A 1,810-nucleotide genomic window follows, 5' to 3' on the forward strand; every position below is an offset into this window, starting at 1 on the left:
GCGTACTGACGGGAAAACAATCGAAACGGCTTTGGCCAAGCTAGCTCGTTTTGAGCTAGATATTACCGGTATTGTGTTTAATAAGGTGGCGCGTAATCGGCGGGCTTACGATTATGATTTACCTGCAGAACATTTATTCGAACGCGGCTCGGTGGTTGTGCCTTTCTATGAGGATAAATGCCGTAAGCAAGGCTAAATCTTTGCTTTGGCTGGCGAGTTTGGTGGTTTTGGTATAAGGTTGTGGCGCATTATATAGGAAGGGTCCATGCCAGCAACTCAACTCGCCAAGCAGCATGTGTTTAAGTATTTAGACTTTGAACGTGAAGCTTGGTCCACTCTCCGCAAATCAGTTCCGCTAACCTTAGCCGAAGATGATTTGGAACGTATTCGTGGTATTAACGAAAAACTGTCCTTACCTGAAGTTTGTGATATTTATCTGCCCTTATCTCGTTTACTCAATTTATATGTTAAAGCTCGTCAGGATCGACGAGAAGTGCTAGCTAATTTCCTTGGTAGCCGCAAGCATGTACCCTACATCATTGGGGTGTCGGGCAGTGTAGCAGGTGGAAAAAGTACCACTTCTAGGATCTTGCAGGCCTTATTACAGCGCTGGCCTGAGCATCCCAAAGTGGATATTGTGACCACCGATGGATTTCTCTTTCCGAACAAAGTATTGGAAGAAAAAGGGCTGATGCAGCGCAAAGGTTTTCCTGAAAGTTATGATCAGAAAGCCTTGGTTGATTTTGTGGCCACCTTAAAAAGCGGGGAGCCGGTGGTATCCGCACCCGTATACTCCCATTTATCTTACGATATCGTTAAAGGTAAGCAGGTACGGGTAGAACAGCCGGACATTGTGATTTTAGAGGGGCTTAACGTACTGCAGTCGGCTAGAGATTACCCGAATCAATCTCGCCAAGTGTTTGTGTCTGATTATTTAGATTTTGCTATTTTTGTTGATGCCGAGCCGAGTTTACTAGAGACGTGGTACATTGAGCGTTTTTTAAAGCTCCGCTCTAGTGCTTTTACCCATCCCAATAACTACTTCCACCATTACGCCCAAATAGAAGAAACTAAGGCCGTTGAAATTGCGCGGCATATTTGGTCATCAATTAACTACGTTAATTTAATCGAAAATATTTTACCTACTCGTGGTCGGGCTGACTTGATCTTAGAAAAGAGCGCCAACCATGAGGTTAGTCGGGTTCGTTTAAGAAAATGAAGCAGCCTTTTGATCTTATTGCTCATGCCGACCTTACCCCGTTTAATAGTTTTGCTTTGTCGTCGCGGGCGCGTTATCTCTACTTATTACGAGAAGCGTCTGAGCTCCGAGAGCTATTTAGCTGGATAAGGGCTAACCAGCTGCCCTGGTTGGTATTAGGTGGTGGCTCTAATGTCTTGTTACTGGAAGATTTCGCCGGTGTGGTGATTATTAATCAGTTGAGTGGCATTGTTCTAGAGCAAACTGAAGATGACCACCTACTTGAGGTGGCGGCAGGTGAAGATTGGCCTAGCTTGGTGCAATGGAGTGTGAACCACGAGGTATTAGGTTTAGAAAACTTGGCTTTAATTCCTGGCACTGCAGGGGCTGCTCCGGTGCAGAATATTGGCGCTTATGGCGTGGAGTTGGCCGATGTTTGCCAAAGTGTAGAGTTTTTCTCCATTGCCGATCAGCAATTAAAGCGCCTGTCGCAACACCAGTGTGAATTTGCTTATCGAGACAGTGTGTTTAAACATGGCTTAAAAGATAAGGCGATTATTACTCGGGTTAAGTTTCGTTTAACTAAGCAGTGGCAAGCAAAATTAAATTATG

At 44.8% G+C, this 1,810-nt stretch carries 3 protein-coding genes; all 3 read left to right on the forward strand.

What is annotated here, in order from left to right; translation table 11 throughout:
- Positions 1–196 (forward strand): hypothetical protein (locus ACQY6Q_RS10100; protein WP_427980914.1); only part of this gene is annotated, 196 nt, incomplete at its 5' end.
- Between the two features lie 69 nt (positions 197–265).
- A complete protein-coding gene (coaA, locus tag ACQY6Q_RS10105) occupies positions 266–1,219 on the forward strand; it encodes a type I pantothenate kinase (RefSeq protein WP_427980917.1) in 954 nt (317 codons plus the stop codon).
- Positions 1,216–1,810 (forward strand): UDP-N-acetylmuramate dehydrogenase (gene murB / locus ACQY6Q_RS10110; RefSeq protein WP_427980920.1); only part of this gene is annotated, 595 nt, incomplete at its 3' end. The genes coaA and murB, both read left to right, overlap by 4 nt.

Origin of the sequence: Agarivorans sp. (genome assembly GCF_050295395.1) — a bacterium.
GTDB lineage: Bacteria > Pseudomonadota > Gammaproteobacteria > Enterobacterales > Celerinatantimonadaceae > Agarivorans.

Coding starts and splice junctions, on each gene's coding strand:
- coaA (WP_427980917.1), top strand. CDS start 266: ATGCCAGCAACTCAACTCGCCAAGCAGCATGTGTTTAAGTATTTAGAC.